Source organism: Ideonella sp. sgz306126 (assembly GCF_056032705.1).
The window spans coordinates 207,120-227,279 of record NZ_JBVYWP010000004.1 but is presented as its reverse complement, the minus strand read 5'-3'; the positions used below and the strand labels follow the sequence as shown (position 1 = coordinate 227,279).

Sequence of the window (20,160 nt, the reverse complement as noted above, 5' to 3'; positions counted from 1 at the left end):
CGGGGTTTTGCTTCCTGCAAAAGCTTCATGCCAGTTTACAGCATGACCGGGTTCGCCAGCGCCACTGCGACCCCCGTCTCCGAGGGTTCGACCCCGGCCGCCGGCGTGACCGTGGAGTTCCGCACGGTCAACAGCCGCTTCCTCGACATCGCCTTCCGTCTGCCCGACGAACTCCGCCAGATCGAGCCCGCGATGCGCGAGCTGCTGGTGGCCGGACTGCGGCGCGGCAAGGTCGAGGTGCGCGCCAGCCTGGGCCGCGGCGGCGACGATGCCGTGCCGCATCCCAGCTCCGAGCAGTTGAACCGGCTGGCCCGGCTGGAAGCCTCGATCACAGGCTGGCTGCCCAAGGCCCAGCCGCTGTCGGTGCACGAAGTGCTGAACTGGTGCCGCGGCGGGTCGGCCCATGCCGACGCGACGCCGCTGGACGAACTGGCGTTGCAGGCGGCTCGCAGCGGCCTGGACGGGCTGAAGGAAGCCCGCGCCCGCGAAGGCGAGCGCCTGGTGCAGATCCTGATCGAGCGCATCGTCAAGCTGCGCGAACTGGCGGCGCAGGCGGCGCCGCTGGTGCCGGCGGTGGTGAAGCGGCAGCAGGAGCGCTTTCTGGAGCGCTGGCACGAAGCGCTGAGCCAGGCCGGCGCCGGTCAGACCGTCTCGGCCGACGCCGCGCGCGACCGCGCGCTGGGGGAAGCGGCCGCGTTCGCGATCCGCATCGACGTGGCCGAGGAACTGTCCCGGCTGACGGCCCACCTGGACGAGATCGATCGGCTGCTCCGCTCCGGCGGTGAACTGGGCAAGCGGCTGGACTTCCTGATCCAGGAACTGCACCGCGAGGCCAACACCCTGGGCTCGAAATCGGCGGCGCTGGAATTGACCGGGATCTCGGTCGAGATGAAGGTGCTGATCGAGCAGATGCGCGAGCAGGTGCAGAACATCGAGTGAGGACTCGAGGGGGTCCACCCTCTCCCCTGCATCGCCGCGCGCGACGAAAACGTCGATCTTCGCAGGCCGTTGGCGTAGTATGTGCGTCAGATGTGCCACTGAACCGACTGCGCAGGGATCATGGAGCTCAAAACCGCACGCCTGACGCTGCTCATCGACCCGAACAAGAAGGCCGCGTTCGAGCGGCTGTGCGCACTGCAGGACCGCAGCGCGTCGCAAGTGGTTCGCCAGATGATCCGCGACTACCTGGTGCAGCACGGCGTCGAGTACCTGCCCGCCGGCACCGACGACGAACCGCCGGCGCCGTCGAAGTCCGCCAGGCGACCTGCGGCGCCGGCCCGGAGGTCCCGTTGACGGCACCCGGATCGCTTGCCCAATCCACGGCGCGCCCATGACGCCCTGGCTGCCGCTCGACGGGATCCTCGTCGTGATGGCGGGGTGGTTGCTCGTCAGCGTCGCCGGTGTGCTCTCGCTGCGCCGGCTCGGCTGGGTCGCCCACGGGCTGTTCCCGCTCGGGGGGCTGCTGGGGCTGGCGCTGTTCGCGCTGGCGCTGGCCGGCCTGATGGGCACCCCGGAGGTGGCCGTCCTGCCGATCGGCCTGCCGTCGCTGCCGTTCCATCTGCGGCTCGACAGCCTGTCGGCGTACTTCCTGATGGTCATCGGCGCCGCGTCGGCCGGGATCTCGGTCTTCGCGGCAGGCTACTTCCGCCAGGGCGAAGGCACGCCGCCCGGATTGCTGTGCCTCGAGTACCACCTCTTCCTGGTCAGCATGGTCGGCGTCGTGCTCGCCGACGACGCCTACTCGTTCATGGTGCTGTGGGAAACCATGGCCTTGGCGTCGTTCTTCCTCGTCACCGCCAACCACCGCATTCCGGAAGTCCGCAGCGCCGGCTACCTGTACATCACGATGGCGCGCATCGGCGCGATCGCGATCCTGCTGTGTTTCGGGGTGCTGCAGGCCGACACCGGCGACTACACCTTCGCCAACCTGCGCGCGCAGGCGCTGGGGCCGTTCTGGGCCTCGGTCGGCTTCCTGCTGGCGGTGTTCGGCTTTGGCGCCAAGGCGGGCGTGCTGCCGCTGCACGTCTGGCTGCCGGAGGCGCATCCGGCGGCGCCGTCGCCGGTCTCCGCGCTGATGAGCGGCGTGATGCTCAACACCGCCATCTACGGCCTGCTGCGGGTGTCGCTGGACCTGCTTCACCTGCGCTTGTGGTGGTGGGGCGGCCTGCTGCTGGCGATCGGCCTGGCCACGGCCTTGTTCGGCGTCGTGTTCGCGTCGGTGCAGACCGACATGAAGCGGCTGCTGGCCTACTCGTCGATCGAGAACATGGGCCTGCTGTTCGTCGGCATGGGCCTGACGCTGATCTTTTCGGGCTACGACATGCGGCCGATGGCCGCGCTGGCGCTGACTGCCACGCTGTACCACGTGGCCAGCCACGCCTGCTTCAAAAGCCTGCTCTTCCTCGGCACCGGCAGCGTGCTGCACGCCACCTCCGAGCGCAACCTGGGCAAGCTCGGCGGCCTGATCCGCACGATGCCCTGGGTCGGCTGGCTGACGCTGCTGGGCGTGCTCGCCAGCGCCGGGCTGCCGCCGCTGGCGGGCTTCGCGTCTGAATGGCTGCTGCTGCAGAGCTTCCTGTTCGCACCGAGCCTGCCGGTGCCGCTGCTGACCATGCTGATCCCGGTCGTCGCGGCGCTGATCGCGCTGGTGGCGGCGCTGGCCGGCTACACCATGGTCAAGTTCTTCGGCGTGATCTTCCTCGGCCAGCCGCGCGAGGACAAACTCGGCCAGGCCCACGACGCAGGCCTGTGGGAGCGCGCCGGCATGGTGTGGTTGGCGCTCGGCTGCCTGGCGCTCGGCCTGCTGCCGGTGCCGTTCATCCGGCTGATCGACCCGGTGACCGAGCAACTCGTGCACGCCGGCCTGGGGGCGCGGGTGTCCGCCAGCGGCTGGCTGCTGGCGCCCAACGGCCCGGCGCAGGCGAGCTATGGCCCGGTGATCTTCCTGCTGGGCATCCTGGGCTGTTGCGCGCTGGCCTTTCTGCTGGTGCGCTGGCTGTACCACGGCCGCCTGCGGCGCGGCCTGCCGTGGGCCTGCGGCTTCCCCTGGGGCACGGCCCGCATGCAGGACACGGCCGAAGGCTTCGGCCAGCCGATCCGCCAGATCTTCGAGCCCTTCTTCGTGATGCGGCGCGAACTGCCGAGCCCCTTTGATGCGCAACCCCGCTACCGCGTCGTGGTCGAGGACCATTTCTGGCGCTGGCTCTACGTCCCGCTGACCCACCTGGCGAACTACCTCGCGCGGCTGATGAGCCTGCTGCAGCAGGGCCGCATCTCGGTGTACCTGATGTACAGCTTCCTGACGCTGGTGATCACCCTGCTCGCGGTGATGCGATGAGCTTTGCCAGCTTTCTGTCGCAACTGCTGGAGATCGTGATCGCGATCGCCCTGGCGCCGCTGCTGACGGGCTGGGTGAACCAGTGGCGTGCCTGGCTGCAGAACAAGTCGGCCCCCAGCCTGTGGCAACCCTACCGGGTGCTGCACAAGCTGTTCAACAAGGAGTCGATGGTCGCCGAGCATGCCTCGGCGCTGTTCCGGAGCGCGCCCTACGTCAAGTTCGGCTGCATGGTGCTGGCCTGCGCCATCATCCCCACGCTGTCGACCGACCTGCCGCTGGCGCCGGCCGCCGACGCGATCGCTCTGGTCGGCCTGTTCGCACTGGCGCGCGTCTTCATCTCGTTGGCCGCGATGGATGTCGGCACGGCCTTCGGGACGATGGGCGCGCGGCGCGAAATGCTGGTCGGGTTCCTGGCCGAGCCGGCGCTGCTGATGGTGCTTTTTTCCGCCTCGCTGATCTCGAAATCGACCTCGCTCGCCACCATCGTCGAGACCCTGGCGCACCGCGACTTCGCCATCTATCCCGGCCTGGCGTTCGCTGGCGTCGCCTTCACGATGGTGTCGCTGGCCGAGAACGCGCGCGTGCCGGTCGACAACCCGGCCACGCACCTCGAGCTGACCATGCTGCACGAGGCGCTGATCCTGGAATACTCGGGCCGCCACCTGGCCCTGCTCGAATGGGCCGCGAGCCTGAAGCTGTTCGCGTATTCCTGCATCGGGCTGGCGCTGTTCTTTCCCTGGGGCGTGGCCGAGGCCCAGGCGCCCGAAGCGATGCTGCTGGCGCTGCCCGCGCTGGTCTTCAAGCTCGCGATCGGCGGCTTCCTGCTGGCAGTGCTCGAGACGCTGAGCGCGAAGATGCGCATCTTCCGCGTCCCCGAGTTCCTCGCCACCGCCTTCCTGCTGGCGGTGATCGGCATGCTGGTCCACCTGCTGCTCGCCCGCTGAGCCCGCCATGAGCAGCTTGCTGACCCAGCTCGTGAACCTGCTCGGCGCGGTGCTGCTGATGCTGGCCTTCGCGATGATGGCGCAGCGCCGGATCCTGTCGCTGATTCACCTGTTCACGATGCAGGGCGCGACGCTGGCCCTGGCCACGGCCGTGGTCGGCTACGTCACCCACCAGCAGCATCTGTACCTGTCGGCCGCTCTCACCCTGCTGCTCAAGGTGCTGCTGATCCCCTACCTGCTGCACCGGGTGATCGAGCGCCTGGGCATGCGCGGGGAGGTCGAGACCCTGATCAACATCCCGACCGTGATGCTGATCGGCATCGGCGTCGTGATCTTCTCGTTCAATCTGGCGATCCCGATCGCGCACCTCTCGTCGGCGCTGGCCAGCGGCACGCTGGGCATCGCGCTGGCCTGCGTGCTGATGTCGTTCCTGATGATGATCACCCGCGCCAAGGCCGTGCCCCAGGTGATCGCGTTCCTGGCGATGGAGAACGGCCTGTTCTTCGCCGCCACGGCGGCCACCTACGGCATGCCGATGGTGGTGGAACTCGGCATCGCGCTGGACGTGCTGGTCGGCGTGCTGATCCTGGGCGTGTTCATGTTCCAGATCCGCGAGCAGTTCGACAGCCTGGACATCCGCCACCTCGAAAAGCTGAAGGACGATTGAGGTGGGCATCGACCTGAACGCACTGGCCTTCCTGCTCGCCTGCCCGCTGGCCGGGGGTGCCGTGCTGGCCCTCGTCGGCCACCGCGACCGGGCGCGCGACGTCAACGTGGCGTTCAGCCTCGGCACCTTCGTCGCCGCCTGCGCGCTGACCGTCCAGATCGGCCGCGACGGGCCGCTGCTGCTGTGGGACCGCGAGTTCTACATCGACCCGTTGAACGTCTTCCTCGTCACGCTGACCGCCTTCGTCGGCCTGACCACCTCGATCTTCTCGCGCCCCTACATGCGCATCGAGCGCGACCACGGCAAGATGACGCCGCCGCGCCTGCGGCTGTATCACAGCATGTACCAGCTGTTCAGCTTCACGATGCTGCTGGCGCTGACGACCAACAACCTGGGGCTGCTCTGGGTGGCGATGGAGGCGGCGACGCTGACCACCGTCCTGCTGGTCAGCGTCTACCGCACGCCGGCCAGCCTGGAGGCGGCCTGGAAATACTTCATCCTGTGCGGCGTGGGCATCGCCCAGGCACTGTTCGGCACCGTGCTGCTCTACATGGCCGCCGCCAAGGTCATCGACCCCGAGGGGGGAGCGCTGCTGTGGACGAACCTGAATGCGGTCAAGGCGCAGCTCGATCCCGACATCATCACGCTGGCCTTCGCGTTCCTGTTCATCGGCTACGGCACCAAGGTCGGCCTGGTGCCGGTCCACAACTGGCTGCCCGACGCCCATGCCGAAGGGCCGACCCCGGTGTCGGCGGTGCTGTCGGGCCTGCTGCTGAACGTCGCGCTGTATGCCGTGCTGCGCTGCAAGGTGCTGACCGACGGCGCGTTGCAGGGCAGCCTGCTGTCCAGCCGCCTGATGATGGGCTTCGGGCTGTTGTCGGTGGTGGCGGCGGTGTTCTTCCTGATCCGCCAGCGGGACGTCAAGCGCATGTTCGCGTACTCGTCGATCGAGCACATGGGCATGATGACCTTCGCCTTCGGCATGGGCGGCCCGATCGCCAGCTACGCCGGGCTGCTGCACATGACGGTCCATTCGCTGATCAAGTCGGGCATCTTCTTCGCCGTGGGGCACGCCACGCAGAAGGCCGGCACGCAGATCATGGACGGCATCCGCGGCCTGATCAAGGTCAGCCCCACGGTCGCCTGGGGCCTGATGCTGGGAGCGCTGGCGATCCTGGGGATGCCGCCCTTCGGCGTCTTCGCCAGCGAATTCCTGATCGTGACGACGGCGATGCGGGATCACCCTTGGGCGACTCCCTTCCTGCTGATCGCGCTCGGGGTGGCCTTCGCGTCCGTCTTCAGCCGGGTGCAGCCGATGGTGTTCGGCGACACGAACGTCAAACCGCTGGCGCATCCGCCGGCGCTGGTGCCGGTCTTCCTGCACCTGGCGCTGGGACTGATGCTGGGCCTGTACATCCCGCCCTACCTGGACGCCTGGTATCGGCAGGCGGCTGCGCTGCTGGGGACCTGACGCCGTGGCACCACCGGACTTCGAATTCGAACTGACGCCGCTGCCCGCGCCGCTGCCGATCTGGCACGCCAGCGTCGATGCGGCCCGCTGGAGCGCAGCGGCGCGCCAGGTGGCCGACCAGGGCGGCCGCCTGGTCTCGCTGTGGAGCGCCGCGCACCCGCCGGCCGCCGGGGGCAGCGCGGTCTTCGCCGCCCTCGCGCTGGCGGAGGGCCTGGTCTGGCTGGAGCTGCCCGGTGCCGACGCCGGCTATCCGGATCTGTCGCCGGTGTTTGCGTGCGCGGCGCGCATGCAGCGCGCCGCAGCCGACCTCGGCGGCGTGCAGGCCCTCGGCGCCGCGGACACCCGCCCCTGGCTCGATCACGGCTTGTGGGGCCCCGGGCCGCGGCCCCTCCAGCCGGGCGGCGCGCCGGCACCGGCGGAGCAGGACGCAATACCGGCCGACCATCCCTTCGTCCGCGTCGAGGGCGATGGCGTGCACGAGATCGCCGTCGGTCCGGTGCATGCCGGCATCATCGAGCCGGGCCACTTCCGCTTTTCGGTGGTCGGCGAGAAAGTGCTGCGCCTGGAGGCGCATCTGGGCTATGTGCACAAGGGCATCGAGCGGCGCTTCACCGAGCTGGCGCCGCTGCAGGCACACCGGCTCGCCGGGCGCGTCTCGGGGGACTCGACGGTGGCCTACGCCTGGGCCTACTGCATGGCCCTCGAATCGGCGTGGCGACGCGAGATTCCGCCGCGCGCCGCCTGGCTGCGCGCCCTGCTGCTGGAACGCGAACGGGTGGCGAACCACCTGGGCGACCTCGGCGCCCTGGCCAACGACGCCGCACTGGCCTTCGGGCTGGCGCAGTTTTCGCGGCTGCGCGAAGACTGGCAGCGGCTGTCGGCGCAGGCCTTCGGGCACCGCTTGATGATGGATGCCATCGTGCCCGGCGGCGTCGCGGCCGATCTGTCACCGGCGCTGCGCGACCGGCTGCAGCGCCAGTGCGATGCGGTCGAGCACGAGGTCCGCACGCTGCGCAGCCTCTACGACGAACATGCCGGGCTGCAGGACCGGTTCCTCGCCACCGGGCGGGTGACGCCCGAGCTCGCCGCCCAGCTGGGCCTGACCGGCCTGGCCGGCCGTGCCAGCGGCCAGGCGCTCGACCTGCGTTGCGAGCCCGCCTGGGCGCCCTACGATCGCCTGCAGGTGGTGCGCGCCGCCCATCGCGACGGCGACGTGGCGGCGCGGGTGTCGGTGCGCTTCGACGAGGTACTGGAATCGCTGCGCCTGATCCGCGCGCTGTGCGCCGGGCTGCCCCCCGGCGAGCTTCGCACCGACCTGCGGCCGACGGCCGGGCGCGCGATCGGCGCCGGGTGGGTCGAGGGGTGGCGCGGCGAGATCCTGGTCGCGCTGGACATCGCGGCCGACGGGCGCATCGCACGCTGCCATTGCCACGACCCGTCCTGGCAGAATTGGCCAGTGCTGGAGCACGCCGTGATCGGCAACATCGTTCCCGATTTCCCGCTGATCAACAAGTCCTTCAACCTGAGCTACTCAGGCCACGACCTCTGATGAACACCCGCCAAGTCCCTCTCGCCCACCGCCCCCCGGGTGGGCGCAGCGCGGTGTCGCGTCGCATCGGCAGGCACTGACATGTGGCAGCTCCTCAGGCAGATCGCACGGACCGGCATCGTCACCGAGCCGGCGCCCGACCTGGCGGAGGGCGACAGCGCGGCGATCGAGCGCATCCACCAGGACCTGCTCGACATCCTGGGCCGCGCCCTGGCGATCCGCCAAGTCGACGCCGGCTCCTGCAATGGCTGCGAGCTGGAGATCCACGCGCTCAACAACCCCTACTACAACATCGAGGGACTGGGCATCAAGTTCGTCGCCAGCCCGCGCCATGCCGACCTGCTGCTGGTGACCGGGCCGGTCTCGCGCCACATGGCCCTGGCCTTGCGGCGCACCTATGACGCCACGCCCGAGCCCAGGCTGGTGATCGCGGTGGGCGACTGCGGCTGTACCGGCGGCCTCTTCGGCCAGAGCTATGCGAGCTGCGGCCCGGTCGACCAGGTGATCCCGGTCGACCGGGCCGTGCCCGGCTGCCCGCCCCCGCCACTGGACATCCTGCGCGGCATCCTCAGCGCGGTGCGGCGGCGACCCGACCAGGCCGCGCAGCGCTGATCGATCGGCCGACCGGGCGTCGGCCCCACGCCTGCCTCAGCTCGGCATGCCGAGCAGGTCCAGCACACCGCAGACGAAGGTCAGCGGGTGCGGCGGGCAGCCCGGCACGTACAGCGTCGGCTTGAACCGCTCCAGGAAGTCCCGGTCGATGGCCGGGGAAGGTTCGAACACGCCTGCGGAAATCGCGCAGGCGCCGACCGCAATCACCAGCTTGGGCTCGGCCATTGCGTCCCAGCAGCCTTGCAGTGCCTCGGCCATGTTGCGGGTGATCGGGCCGGTCAGCACCAGGCCATCGGCATGGCGCGGCGAGGCCACGATGTCGATGCCGTAGCGGCCGATATCGAAGTTCACGTTCGACAAGGCGTTGACTTCGAGCTCGCAGCCGTTGCAGCCGCCGGCGGACACCGAGCGCAGCTTCAGCGAGCGGCCGAAGCGTGCGCGCAATGCCGCCGACACGGCGACCGGATCGGGCGCCGGCCGCGCAGCACTGAGCACCAGGCCGGACCGGTCGGTGGCGGCCAGCCGGACCTCGCCGTTGAACGAGAGCTTGCCGCTGGGGCAGACGGGCGCACAGTCGCCGCACAGGACGCAGCGCCCGAGGTCGATGCGCACCGGGTCGACACCGGGCGCCAGCGCGATGGCCTGGGTCGGGCAGGCCGTCGCGCAGGCCTGGCAGCCGGCCTCGCAGGTCTGGCTGCCGATCACCGGCTTGCCGCGCAGGCCGGCCGGCCGGGCCTGGCGCGGATCGGCGATGTACTGCGTGCCCTGCGAGACGCGGACTCGGATCGACTTGAACACGGTGGGCGGTCCTACAGGTCGTTTCCGCAATAAGAGAGATCGAAACTCTTGTTGCAGATCGGGAAGTCGGAAATCTCGGTGCCGCGCATCGCCATCGCCAGGCCGAACCAGTTCTGCAGCGACGGGTCCTGCGCCTTGTAATGCAACAGCGCGCCATCGGGCCCCGTCTCCAGCGCCTGCACCACCGGGCCCCGGACGCCCTCGCGCACCGAGACGCACAGCGTGTCGGGCGACAGCGGGCCGGCCGCCGGCGTCGGCGTCGCCTGCGCGGCGCCATCGGGGTCGTCCGCCATCGCGTCGAGCGCCGCGCCCAGCCAGTGCACGCTGGCGTCGATCTCGCGCATCCTCAGCCGCAGGCGGGCCCAACAGTCGCCCGCCTCCTCGGTGACGGTCGCGATCGGCCGCGCAACATACGACGCGCCCGGCAGGCTCGCGCGCGTGTCGACCGCCACCCCGCTGGCGCGCGCGGCCAGGCCGACCAGGCCGAGGTCCAGCGCCGTCTGGCGGCTCACGACCCCCACCCCCTGCAGGCGCGACCGCACGCTGCGGGCATTCAGCATCAGGTCGTTGACCTCGGCCATGTCCTTGGCAAAGGCGTCCAGCGTGCTCCGCAGATCGAGGCGCAGCGCCTCGGTGATGCGGTGCCGCACGCCGCCCGGCCGCAGCCAGCCGCGGCCGAAGCGGCTGCCGCACACCCGCATCGAGGCGTTGATGACCGCGGTGCGCAAGCGCCCGTAACTCGCGCCGCCCTGGAGGAAGGCGATGTCGGTCGCCATCCCGGCCAGCGTCGCCAGGTGCATGGCCACCCGCTCCAGCTCCAGCGCCACCGCGCGGGTCAGCTCGGCGGTCGCGCTGACCGGCGTCCCCGTCAAGGCCTCCACCGCAGCGCAATAGCCCCAGGCATACGCGACGGCGCTGTCGCCGACGATCGATTCGACCTGCGGCGCCAGCGCCCATGCCGGGCGGGCCAGCAGCAAGGTCTCGACGTCCCGGTGCTGGTAGCCGAGTTGCAGTTCCAGGTGATGCACCTGTTCGCCGTGGCACATGAAGCGGAAGTGGCCGGGCTCGATGACGCTGGCGTGGATCGGTCCGACGCCGACCTCATGCACCTCCTGGCCGCGCACCGTGAAGAACGGATGCTGGTCGAAAGTCTGCTGGCGTTGGCCCTGGTAGCGCACCGGCTTGAGCCAGGGGTGGCCCTGGGGCACCAGCCCGGTCTGCTCCCACAGCTCGCGCTCGAACATCTGCGCCGCCGGATGCCGCGGCGTGAGCGACGCGAACGGCTCCCCGCGCCGGCCACGGCCGCGCAGCACCCGCAGCCGGCCGTCCGCCGATTGCAGCACCGCGGTGGTCAGCACCTCGTCATTGCCGCGGCCACCGGCCGGCCCGCGCCCGAACAGCGTGACCAGGCGCCCGCCCTCCTCCAGGCCCCGGGCCAGTTGCCGGACCCAGGCACCCAGTTCGAGCAAGACCTCGTCGCGAGGCCCCACCATGACGATCGGTTCCAGCGGCGCCATCAGGGACCTCCGAGGGACTGGGCGACCTGCACCAGCAAGGCGCTGATGGGCGCCGGCGTGTAGACGCCGAGCAGCACCAGCACGATGACGAAGCCCAGCTTGGGCAGCGCGGTGACCCAGGTCTCGCGGACCTGCGGGCCGCACCGGTCCGACGGCCCCCAGATCATCGGGAAGATCGAGCGGCCGGTGGCGACGAAGATGATCGTCAGCATCGTGCACATCAGCGTGAAGGCCATCAGGTTGCCGACCTGCACGATGCCCGACAGGATCAGCATCTCGGCCATGAAGCCGCCGAACGGCGGAAATCCCAGCAGCGCGAAGATGCCGACCGCGAACAGCAGGCCGGAGAACGGCAGCACGCGAATCACGCCGCTCAGCACCTTGACCTCGTTGGAGTGGTAGACCGCGCGCATTCGGCCCGCGGTGAGAAACAGCAGCGCCTTGACGAAGGCGCTGCTGACGACGTACAGCAACACGCCATAGGCCGCCGCCTTGCCGACCGACAGCCCGATCGCGATGACGCCCGACGAACTGACGCAGGCGTAGGCGATCAGCCGCTTGTAGCTGGACGCCGCCATCACCTGCACCGCGGCCACGGTGAGCGACAGGCAGCCCATGATCAGCAGCTCGCGCGAAACGAACGAGGTGTCGTGGCCGCGGAACACCTGCAGGATGCGGAACACCGCCACCACGCTGACGTTGAACTGCACCGCCGCCAGCAGCGCGCTGGTGCTGGTCGGAGCGGCCTCGTAGGTCTCGGGCATCCAGCCATACAGCGGCGCCAGGCCGAGCTTGCTGCCCAGCCCGAACAACATCAACGCCAGACCCAGGCGCTGCCAGCTGTCATCGGTGGACGCGATGCCCTGGGCCATCTCGTCCAGCGCGAAGCGGATCTCCAGGCCGTGGAGATGGGCCGACCGCGTCAGGCACATGATGCCCAGGAAGGTCAGCGCCAGCGACATGTTGGAGTACAGCAGGTAGTGCCAGGCGACCCGCCGGGGCGCCGGCGCGCCCCCCTGGGCCACCAGCGGCGCGGCGCATAAGGTGGTCAGCTCGATGAACGCCCACAGCAGCAACAGGTTGTTGGCCAGCACGCCCAGGTTCATCGCCACCATGAACGCCAGCGTCAGCGCGGCGCGCGGCAGCAGCTTGTCCGCCAGCACGCGCGAGTTGCTGACCCGCGACGACATGTACACGCTGATGCCGAGGAAGACGCCGTTGACGATCAGCAGAAACAGCATCGACGTCGCATCGAGGACGAAATAGCGCCCGCCAAAGTACCGCGGCAGCCCGGAAAGCGGCGTGCGCGCGAACACCGCCACCCAGCCCAGCAGGGCCAGCGCGGCCAGCCCCACCAGCGCCGGGCCGACCCAGCGCCGGCCCACCGGCCGCCCCGGCGCGCCGCGCAGCGTGCCTGCGGCGAGCTCGCTCACGGACGGTCCTCCGGCCCGCCGTCACCCAGGCCGCCCGGGCCGCCCGGACCGTCCGGCGCGGCCATGGCGGCCCGCTCCGGCGTGGCGATCAGCCACACGCCCACGCCCACGGTCAGCAGGTAGATGCCGCTCAGCGCGCCATGCACCGGCAAGGGCCAGGGTTCGGGCAACAGCGACTCGAACAGCGCCAGGCCGTTCTCCATGAACAGCACGGCCACCAGCTGGGCCACCGCGGACGCGTTGGTCGACAACAGCAGCAGCGCCACCGCCACCGTCGTGCCGACGACGCCCAGCGTCAGGGCCTGCCGGTCGGTCATGGCGGGGGCCGCGAACTCGAACGCCAGCACCGCCAGCGCGATCGCGATGGCCCAGGTGAACAGGTTCGACGGCATCAGGTCGAGGTGAGGTTCGCGGCGCCGCAGGATCGCATGCCTCAGCAGGCGCGGCGCGACCAGCGCCCGCATGACCAACACCTCGACCAGCGCCACATAGGTGTGCAAGGACGGGTCGCCGCGCTGCGCCACGTTCCAGGCCAGCGCGGCAGCCTGCGCGCTCAGCCAGAACGGGGCCGACCGGATCTTGCCGAAGAAGACCGGAATGATGGCGGCCACCAGGAAGGCGATCAGCGGCAGCGTCATGCCGCCCTCGCCCACCAGCCGGCGGCGCCCAGGCAGAGCGCGGCGGCGGCCGACGTCAGCATCAGGTAGGCCGGCACCCGACGCAGGCGCAGCCGGGCCACCAGCGATTCGACGCAGCCCACCGCCACCGCGACCGCCGCCATGATCGCCAGCGACGCCAGCACGCACGCCGCCGGCTGCGCGAACGGGTCGAAGGGGTTCAGCAGCGCCGCGATCAGGCCGGCGTAGATCGTCATCTTCAGCGCCGCGCCGTACTGCATCGCCGCCAGCTCCGGGCCGCTGTGGTCGAGGATCATCACCTCGTGCACCATCGTCAGCTCCAGGTGGGTTGCCGGATCGTCCACCGGCCCGCGCGAGGCCTCGACCTGGAGCAGCACGAAGAGCACCGCGACCGCCGGCAGCGCCAGCCAGGGGAAGCTGCTCGCGTGGTGCCACTGGCCGATCAGGCCGGCCAGGTCGGTCTGGCCGGTGACGACGGTGGCCGACCCCACCAGCAGGAACAGCGCCGGCTCGGCGAAGGCGGTGAACGAGGCTTCCCGCGCCGCGCCCATCGCCTCGAACGAGCTGCCGACGTCGAGCGCCGACAGCATCAGGAGCAGGCGCGCCAGCCCGAGCGCGTAGGCGAAGACGATGAAGTCGCGGCTGAACTGCAGTGGCGCGAAATCACCCAGGATGGGGGCGATCAGCGCCGCCAGCAGCGACGAGGCCAGCACCACCCAGGCCCCGGCACGCAACAGCGGCGAACCGACCGTGCTGTAGATCGGCCGCTTGCGCAGCAGGCGCAGCAGGTCCCAGCCCGACTGCAGCAGGCCCGGACCCCGCCGCCCGGCCCACAGCGATTTGGTGCGGTTGACCAGGCCGACCAGCACGATTGGCATGGCGAGCGCGATCAGCAGGTGGAGCAGCGTCAGCAGCGCGGTCATCGTGAGCCTCAAGGCAGCGGACCGCCGGCCAGCACCACCAGGCCGGACACCAGCACGATCGCGGCCAGCGCCGCCGCGAAGGCCAGGCGGGGATCGTCCTCGCGCAGCCGGCTCGACAACTCGCCGGCCGAGGCGTCGCCATGCTTGATCACCGAAAACAGCCGGCGCTCGACGGCGTCGACGCAGTCGGTGATCAGGTAGCTGTCGTCCGGGAAATAGCCCCTCGGCGCCTTCTGGCGCCGCAAGGTTGGCATCACGCCGCTGAACCGAGTCTGGAAATCCGACGAGAAGCTGGACCCGGTGTACTGCATGCGCGGGCCGGCCGCGGCGTAGCCGCAAGCCCAGGTCGGGCCGGTCGGCGCGGCGCGGCCCGTCGGCCGGCGGGCCGCCCACCCTCGCCAGGCGACCAGCCCGCCGATCGCCAAGGCCAGCCCGCCCGAGATCATGCCGATGCGCGCCAGGCTATCGGCCACCGGCTGCAGCACGTCGTGGCCCGGCGCCGGCAGGGCCGCCAGCGCCAGCGCGGCGGGCCCGCGCACCAGCAGGAATCCCAGGCCCGGCAGCACGCCCAGCACGATCCCGCCCAGCGCGTGCAGCCCCACCGGCCACAGCATCCAGCGGCTCGCCTCGGCAGCGGCGCCGGAACGGACCTCGCGCGGGCGGCCGAGGAACACCCCGCCGAAGGCCCGCGTGATGCTCAGGGCCGAGACCGCGCCCACGAAGGCCAGCACCGTGCCTGCGGCGCACAGCGCTGCCTTGGCCCCGGCGGCGAGCGGCTCGCCGGTGAACAAGCCCGAGTAGATGACGAATTCGCTGGTGAAGCCGTTGAGCGGCGGCAGCGCCGCCATCGCGACCCCGCCGAGCAGGAAGCTCAGCGCCGTCCACGGCATCAGGCGCGCCAGGCCGCCGAGCTTCTCGATGTCCACCGTGTGCGTGGCCTGGTACACCGCGCCGGCGGCGTAGAAGAGCTGGCACTTGAACAGCGCGTGGTTCAGGACATGCAGCAGGCCGCCCGCGAAGCCCAGCACCACCAGCGCGGTGTTGCCCCAGGCCAGCCCCAGGCAGCCCACGCCGAAGCCGATGCCAGCGATGCCGACGTTCTCGGTCGACGAATAGCCCAGCAGGCGTTTCAGGTCGCGTTGGCCGACGGTGTAGAGCGCGCCGATCACCGCCGACAAGGCCGAAAACCCGATCAGGAACCAGCCCATCCACTCGTCGGGGCGACCGATCAGGAAGACGAAGCGCAGCAGCGCGTACAGGCCGGCCTTGTGGATGACGCCCGACATCAGCGCCGACACGTTCGCCGGGGCGGCCGCATGAGCGCGCGGCAGCCAGGAATGGAAGGGGAAAAACGCCGACTTCAGGCCGAAACTCGTGACCAGCAGCAGGAAGACGAGGTTGCGCTCCGATCCGGGATGGCTGCTCAGCCACGCGCCGAAGCTGCCGAGTTCCCAGGAGCCGGTGCGCGCGTACAGGATCATGAACGCCGTCACCAGGAAGATCAGCCCGATGTGGGTCGAAACCAGGTAGTTGAAGCCGGCGAAACGCACCTTCTGGTTGGTGTAGTCCCAGATCACCAGCAGCCACGCGGCCAGCGCGGCGATCTCCCAGCCCAGCAGGAACACCAGCGCGTGGTCGCCGGTGTAGACCAGCACGAAGGACAGCGAGGTCAGGTTCAGCAGCGCGTAATGCAGGCCGACGTGCCGTTTCGAGTCGAAAAAGGGCCGCAGATACCCGACGGCGTAGACGCTGCCGAGCAAGGTCATCGGCATCGACCAGAGCAGGAAGAACGCCCCCAGCGCGTCCAGCCGCACCCGCAGCATGCCCACCGGGTAGGACCAGGCCAGTTCCCCCGCCAGCGGCGCGCCGCCGAACAGCACCGGGGCGGCCGTGGACAGCACCAGCGCCGTGGCGAGGCCCTGCGACAGCACGCCGATGCCCGCGCGGCCGGCATTGCGCAGCGGCAGCAGGCAGCCACCGGCGCCGAGCAGCAGCACGACGACCGCGGCGATCAGCGGCGTCATCGTCGCGGCCCCCGCGACGCGACCCGCCGCGCGTCCGCCGACCGGGGCGGCGAGGCCCCCGGGCGCATGCGGACGTGATCGAAGCCAGCCAAGGTCAAACGCTCCAGAACGAGGTGGGCGCAGCAGCGAGCCGCTGTGCCGACCATGCCATCAAACTTGCTCTGAATGATACTCCTATGATAATGCGAGTGACATACTCAGGAACTCGTGGAGATGACATGGAACTCAAGACGGCGCGCCTGACGGTGCTGGTCGACCCGGCGAAGAAGAAAGCCTTCGAGGCGCTGTGCGCGCGTCAGGACGTCACACCTTCCCAGGTGGTCCGGCGTCTGATCCGCGACTATCTGGCGCAGCACGGCGTCGGCTTCGTGCCCAGCGGCGTGGACGAGGACGAAGGCCTGCCCGCCCCGCGCTGACGGGGCGTCAGGTCGACGAACGAGGCTCGCTGAACGAGACGCGCGCGGCGTGCGGCGCCGCGCCGGTGCGGCCGGTCAGCCGTTCGCGATGCGGCTCACCAGCGCCTTGGTGAACGCCGCGGTGCTGGCGCTGCCGCCGAGGTCGCCGGTGCGCACCTTGTCGAGGTTCAAGGTCGCGTCCAGTGCCTGGCGCAGGCGGGTCGCCAAGTCGCCGAGCCTGACGTGGTCCAGCATCATCGCGGCCGCCAGCAGCAGCGCCGTGGGATTGGCGATGCCCTTGCCCGCGATGTCGGGCGCCGAACCATGCACGGCCTCGAAGATCGCCGCATCGGCGCCGATGTTGGCGCCCGGCGCCATGCCCAGCCCGCCGACCAGGCCGGCGACCAGGTCCGACAGGATGTCGCCGAACAGGTTGGTCGTCACCAGCATGTCGAATTGCCACGGGTTGAGCACCAGCTTCATCGCGCAGGCGTCGATGATGACGGTGTCCAGCTCGAAGCGACCCTTGTAGCGGCGCTCGTACAGGTCCAGCCCGGTCTCCAGGAAGATGCCGGTCAGCGCCTTCATGATGTTGGCCTTGTGCACGATCGTCACCTTCTTGCGGCCGGTGGCCACCGCGTGCTCGAACGCGAACTCCAGCAGGCGCCGGCTGCCGGCGCGGGTGTTGATCCCGGTGGCCATCGCCACCGCATGCGGATCGTCATCGATCTGCACGTAGTGCTCGTGGCCGATGTATAGGCCTTCGAGGTTCTCGCGCACCACCACCAGGTCGATCTTGTCGAAGCGGCCGCCTGGAATGATCGTGCGTGCCGGCCGCAGGTTGGCGTACAGCCCGAACTCCTCGCGCAGGCGAACATTCGACGACCGGTAGCCGCCGCCCGATGGCGTCTCCAGCGGTCCCTTCAAGGCCAGGCGGGTCCGGCGGATGCTGTCCAGCGTCGCCTGCGGCAGCGGGTCGCCCGCCACCTTGATGCCGTGGAGCCCGGCCGCCTGACGGTCCCACTCGAAGGGCGCCTTCAAGGCCTCCAGCGCCGCCAGCGTGGCATCGACGATCTCGGGGCCGATCCCGTCGCCGGCGATCAAGGTGGCAGGAATGGGGGACGGATTCAGCATGGCCAGGCACTCTCGTAGCTTCAGGTGCGACGCATTGTGCGCGCGTTCGCCGCCGCGGCCCGGGCGCGCCGCGGCGGGCGCTCAGCGCGGCGCGTCGCCGAAGTCCAGCGGCAGGCCGACGTAGTTCTCGGCGATGGTCTTCAGGCCGCTGTCCGAGTGCATCAGGTAATCCAGTTCGGCGGACTTGAGCTTGTCGACGATGGGGCCGTCGTCCGGGAATCGGTGCATCAGCTGGGTGAACCACCACGAGAAGCGCTCGGCACGCCAGATGCGGCGCAGGCAGCGGCCGGAATAGGCGTCGATGCCGGCCTCGGTCTTCTCGGCGTAGTACTCGACCAGGGCGCTGGAAAGGTACTTCACGTCGGTGGCTGCGAGGTTCAGGCCCTTGGCGCCGGTGGGCGGCACGATGTGGCCGGCGTCGCCGGCGAGGAACAGGCGGCCGAAGCGCAGCGGCTCGGTGACGAAGCTGCGCAGCGGCGCGATGCTCTTCTCGATCGAGGGCCCGGTCACCAGCTTGTCGCGCCCTTCTTCGTCCAGGCGCAGGCGCAGCTCCTGCCAGAACGCCTCGTCGGTCCACTCCTCGATCTTGTCGGTCAGCGGCACCTGCAGGTAGTAGCGGCTGCGGGTGTGGCTGCGCTGCGAGCACAGGCTGAAGCCGCGCGCGCTGCTGACGTAGATGAGCTCGTCGTGCACCGGCGGCGTGTCCGACAGCAGGCCCAGCCAGCCGAAGGGGTAGACCTTTTCGTACTCGCTGATCGCGCCGCGCGGCACGCTGGCGCGGCAGACGCCGTGGAAGCCGTCGCAGCCCGCGATGAAGTCGCAGACGATCTCGTGGTGCTGGCCGTCCTTCTCGTAGCGCACGCGCGGCGTGGCGGTGTCGAAGTCGTGCACGGTGACGTGCCTGGCCTCGTAGACGGTGGGCAGACCGGCGTCGGCGCGCGCCTGCATCAGGTCGCGCGTCAGCTCCGTCTGGCCGTACACCATCACATGCTGGCCGCCGGTCAGGCCAGCCAGATCGACACGGTGGCGCTGGCCGCCGAACAGCATGTCGAAACCGTGGTGCACCAGGCCCTCCTGGTGCATGCGGGTGCCGACGCCGGCTTCGTCCATCAGGTCGATCGTCACCTGTTCGAGGATGCCGGCACGGATGCGGCCCAGCACGTAGTCGCCGGTCTGGCGCTCCAGGATCACGGCTTCGATGCCGGCCTTGTGCAACAACTGCCCCAGCAGCAGCCCCGAGGGGCCGGCGCCGATGATCGCGACCTGAACGCGCTGCGTTGCCATGGATCTTGTCTCCTGAGGGTGTGCGGGCCGGGGCGGCCGGCCTCGATTGTCGACAGGATCGCCGGCCGGATTCAAGCCCGGCGAGCCGACTACTAGCTATGCGCCCGCGGCATGGCGTCGCTCGAATCCGCGCTCAGGCCGTGCCGTACTTGGTCTCGAACTCGATCCCGATGTCCTGCAGCAGCCGGGTCGGCAACACGCCGCCAGCGCAGATGATCACGGCCTGGTTGGGCAGCGTCTCGACCCCGCCCTCGCCTCGCAGCGAGACCCGTTCGCGCTCGATCGAGACGACCTGGGTGCTCAGCGCGACGCGCAGCCGGCCGGCCGCAGCCTGCGCTTCCAGCCGCTGGCGGTTCTTGGCCTTGACGCGGGCAAAGGCGTCGCCGCGGTAACTCAGCGTGACGTTCGTGCCTGGCTGCTCCGCCAGCGCCAGGGCCGCCTCCAGCGCACTGTCGCCGCCGCCCACCACCAGCACCGCCTGGCCACGGTATTGCTCGGCATCGATCAGGCGGTACACCACCTTGGAGGACTCCTCGCCCGGCACATCCAGCTTGCGGGGCGAACCGCGCCGCCCGATCGCCAGCAACACCGACCTGGCCTTGTAGCGGCCGCGGGTGGTGACGACCTCGAAGCTGCCGTCGCGCTGCGGCGCGATCTGCTCCATGCGTTCGCGGAAGGACAGTTGCAGGCCGGTCTTGGCGACCACGTCGTTCCAGAACTCCAGCAGCTTTTCCTTCTGGATCTCGCCCATCTTGACCGAGCCGATCAGCGCCAGCTTGACCGGCGCCGTCATCGCGATCTTGTTGCGGGGGTAGTGGTAGACCGCGCCGCCGAGCGAGTCTTCCTGCTCGATCAGCCGATAGCGCAGGCCATGCTGGATCGCCGACAGGCCCGCCGAAATGCCGGCCGGCCCGCCGCCGACGATGATCACGTCGTAATCGGCCTCGACCGGAACGGAACGGCGCTTGATCGATTCCATCGCCTGGCGCCCCTGCTCGGCCGCCTTGCGGATCAGCCCCATGCCGCCCAGCTCGCCGGCCACGAACAGCCCTGGCACGTTGCTCTCGAAGCTGGGGTCGACGCTCGGAATCTCGACGCCGCGGCGCTCGGTGCCGAACACCAGCTTGATCGCCTCCATCGGGCAGGCCAGCAGGCAGGCGCCGTGGCCGATGCAGGCCGCCCCGTTGGTCAGCACGGCCTTGCCCTTGATGATGCCGATAGCCTCTTCCGGGCAGGCCACCGCGCACGAACCCGAGCCGATGCAACGGTTCGGATCGATGACCGGATGCAGCGACATCGGCTCGGCCAGGCCGGCCGCGACGGCTTCCTCCAGGTCAGCCCGGTGGGCCTTCTCGGCGCGCCGGTGGCGGTACAGGTAGGTCAGCAGCGCCAGCAGGGCCAGCGCGGGATACAGCAGGTGATAACTCATCTTGA

At 70.0% G+C, this 20,160-nt stretch carries 18 protein-coding genes; 9 read left to right on the top strand and 9 right to left on the bottom strand.

Translation table 11 applies throughout. From position 1 onward, the window contains the following. Positions 1-27 precede the first annotated feature (27 nt). The 8 genes from AC0N04_RS13440 (at position 28) to AC0N04_RS13405 (ending at position 8,580) form a co-directional block, all read left to right on the top strand. Positions 28-939 carry a YicC/YloC family endoribonuclease gene (locus tag AC0N04_RS13440; RefSeq protein WP_474282455.1) on the top strand — a complete coding sequence of 304 codons (912 nt, stop codon included), beginning with the start codon at positions 28-30 and terminating at the stop codon, positions 937-939. A gap of 120 nt (positions 940-1,059) precedes the next feature. Further along, positions 1,060-1,293, top strand: a complete 234-nt coding sequence (locus AC0N04_RS13435) for a ribbon-helix-helix protein, CopG family (protein ID WP_474282453.1) — start codon at positions 1,060-1,062, stop codon at positions 1,291-1,293. A 37-nt stretch (positions 1,294-1,330) separates the two neighbouring features. Beyond that, positions 1,331-3,337 (top strand): hydrogenase 4 subunit B, encoded by a 2,007-nt coding sequence (hyfB, locus tag AC0N04_RS13430; RefSeq protein WP_474282451.1) that lies wholly within the window; start codon positions 1,331-1,333, stop codon positions 3,335-3,337. Then, positions 3,334-4,281: a respiratory chain complex I subunit 1 family protein gene (locus AC0N04_RS13425; RefSeq protein ID WP_474282449.1), complete on the top strand. Its 948-nt coding sequence runs from the start codon at positions 3,334-3,336 to the stop codon at positions 4,279-4,281. The genes hyfB and AC0N04_RS13425 overlap by 4 nt, the downstream gene beginning before the upstream one ends. 7 nt (positions 4,282-4,288) lie before the next feature. Then, entirely contained in the window at positions 4,289-4,948 is a 660-nt protein-coding gene (locus AC0N04_RS13420) for a formate hydrogenlyase (RefSeq protein ID WP_474282447.1), read from the top strand. Between the two features lie 7 nt (positions 4,949-4,955). After that, the gene (locus AC0N04_RS13415; RefSeq protein ID WP_474283067.1) at positions 4,956-6,419 is read left to right on the top strand and encodes a hydrogenase 4 subunit F; all 1,464 of its coding nucleotides are present in this window, start codon (positions 4,956-4,958) and stop codon (positions 6,417-6,419) included. A gap of 4 nt (positions 6,420-6,423) precedes the next feature. Then, on the top strand, positions 6,424-7,968 hold the full coding sequence (locus AC0N04_RS13410) for a hydrogenase large subunit (RefSeq protein ID WP_474282445.1): 1,545 nt from the start codon (positions 6,424-6,426) through the stop codon (positions 7,966-7,968). Between the two features lie 81 nt (positions 7,969-8,049). Continuing rightward, positions 8,050-8,580: an NADH-quinone oxidoreductase subunit B family protein gene (locus tag AC0N04_RS13405; protein ID WP_474282443.1), complete on the top strand. Its 531-nt coding sequence runs from the start codon at positions 8,050-8,052 to the stop codon at positions 8,578-8,580. 36 nt (positions 8,581-8,616) lie between these two features. Here the strand turns inward: AC0N04_RS13405 and AC0N04_RS13400 are convergent, their stop codons facing one another. Genes AC0N04_RS13400 through AC0N04_RS13375 form a run of 6 tightly spaced genes read right to left on the bottom strand, consistent with a single transcriptional unit; the run spans position 8,617 to position 15,913 of the window. Further along, positions 8,617-9,378: an NADH-quinone oxidoreductase subunit B family protein gene (locus AC0N04_RS13400; protein WP_474282441.1), complete on the bottom strand. Its 762-nt coding sequence runs from the start codon at positions 9,376-9,378 to the stop codon at positions 8,617-8,619. Between the two features lie 11 nt (positions 9,379-9,389). Then, complete coding sequence (locus AC0N04_RS13395; protein ID WP_474282439.1) at positions 9,390-10,895, bottom strand: hydrogenase large subunit; 1,506 nt, start codon at positions 10,893-10,895, stop codon at positions 9,390-9,392. After that, complete coding sequence (locus AC0N04_RS13390) at positions 10,895-12,328, bottom strand: complex I subunit 5 family protein (RefSeq protein WP_474282437.1); 1,434 nt, start codon at positions 12,326-12,328, stop codon at positions 10,895-10,897. Before AC0N04_RS13390 ends, AC0N04_RS13395 begins: the two co-directional genes overlap by 1 nt. Next, positions 12,325-12,966 (bottom strand): hypothetical protein, encoded by a 642-nt coding sequence (locus tag AC0N04_RS13385; protein ID WP_474282435.1) that lies wholly within the window; start codon positions 12,964-12,966, stop codon positions 12,325-12,327. The genes AC0N04_RS13390 and AC0N04_RS13385 overlap by 4 nt, the downstream gene beginning before the upstream one ends. Next, positions 12,963-13,889, bottom strand: coding sequence for a respiratory chain complex I subunit 1 family protein (locus AC0N04_RS13380; protein WP_474282433.1), 927 nt, complete (start codon positions 13,887-13,889; stop codon positions 12,963-12,965). Before AC0N04_RS13380 ends, AC0N04_RS13385 begins: the two co-directional genes overlap by 4 nt. Positions 13,890-13,897: 8 nt before the next feature. After that, positions 13,898-15,913 carry a proton-conducting transporter transmembrane domain-containing protein gene (locus tag AC0N04_RS13375; protein ID WP_474282431.1) on the bottom strand — a complete coding sequence of 672 codons (2,016 nt, stop codon included), beginning with the start codon at positions 15,911-15,913 and terminating at the stop codon, positions 13,898-13,900. A 218-nt stretch (positions 15,914-16,131) separates the two neighbouring features. On the opposite strand from AC0N04_RS13375, the gene AC0N04_RS13370 reads away from it, so the two are divergent. Continuing rightward, a complete protein-coding gene (locus tag AC0N04_RS13370; RefSeq protein WP_474282429.1) occupies positions 16,132-16,329 on the top strand; it encodes a ribbon-helix-helix protein, CopG family in 198 nt (65 codons plus the stop codon). Positions 16,330-16,404: 75 nt separating this feature from the next. On the opposite strand, the gene AC0N04_RS13365 is transcribed toward AC0N04_RS13370, so the two are convergent. The 3 genes from AC0N04_RS13365 to AC0N04_RS13355 all read right to left on the bottom strand — a co-directional run bounded on the left by AC0N04_RS13365 (position 16,405) and on the right by AC0N04_RS13355 (position 20,155). Beyond that, positions 16,405-17,442, bottom strand: coding sequence for an isocitrate/isopropylmalate dehydrogenase family protein (locus AC0N04_RS13365; RefSeq protein WP_474282427.1), 1,038 nt, complete (start codon positions 17,440-17,442; stop codon positions 16,405-16,407). Between the two features lie 81 nt (positions 17,443-17,523). Next, positions 17,524-18,726 carry a 4-hydroxybenzoate 3-monooxygenase gene (pobA, locus tag AC0N04_RS13360; protein ID WP_474282425.1) on the bottom strand — a complete coding sequence of 401 codons (1,203 nt, stop codon included), beginning with the start codon at positions 18,724-18,726 and terminating at the stop codon, positions 17,524-17,526. A 133-nt stretch (positions 18,727-18,859) separates the two neighbouring features. After that, the gene (locus AC0N04_RS13355) at positions 18,860-20,155 is read right to left on the bottom strand and encodes an NAD(P)-binding domain-containing protein (RefSeq protein ID WP_474282423.1); all 1,296 of its coding nucleotides are present in this window, start codon (positions 20,153-20,155) and stop codon (positions 18,860-18,862) included. Positions 20,156-20,160 lie beyond the last annotated feature (5 nt).